Origin of the sequence: Streptomyces calidiresistens, from assembly GCF_014141525.1 — a bacterium.
Classification (GTDB): domain Bacteria; phylum Actinomycetota; class Actinomycetes; order Streptomycetales; family Streptomycetaceae; genus Streptomyces; species Streptomyces calidiresistens.
Genome location: NZ_VKHS01001499.1, coordinates 1 through 546, shown reverse-complemented (window position 1 = coordinate 546; position 546 = coordinate 1). Strand labels below are relative to the sequence as shown.

Here is a 546-nt window from a genome sequence, read left to right as displayed (position 1 = left end):
AATCCAGCGCGCCGACGGTGAGCGCCGCCTCGGCCGTGCCCGGGGCGCTCAGGGACGCGGTGAACGGCCCCTCGTTGCCGGCGGCGACGACGAACAGGGTGTCGCTCTGCGCCGAGAGCCGCTCCAGAGCCTCCTCTATGGGAGGCAGCCGGTCCGTCACGAAGCCTCCGAGGCTCATGTTGACGATGTCGGCGTTCTGTTCGACGGCCCATTCCATGCCGGCGATGATCTCGGAGTCGAAGCCGTAACCGTCGTCGTTGAGTACTTTGACGTCGAGGAGGTCGGCGCCGGGGGCGACCCCGGTGTACAGCCCGTCGGAGGCGGCACCGGTGCCCGCGACGGTGGAGCCGACATGGGTGCCGTGGCCGACCACGTCACCGATGTCCGGGGCGTCGGTGAAGTTGACCTGCGCCACGACGCGGTCGGCGAGGTCGGGGTGGGTGGCGTCGATGCCGGTGTCCAGGATCGCGACGGTGACACCCTCGCCGTCCAAACCGAGTTCCCGGGCGGCCGGGGCCCCGATCCGGGCCGGGCCGCTGTTGAGGG

1 protein-coding gene is annotated in these 546 nt (G+C 71.1%); it reads right to left on the bottom strand.

Annotation, left to right across the window (positions count from 1 at the left end):
* A partial coding sequence (locus FOE67_RS28010; protein WP_182667592.1) for a S8 family serine peptidase occupies positions 1 to 546 on the bottom strand: 546 nt, incomplete at both ends.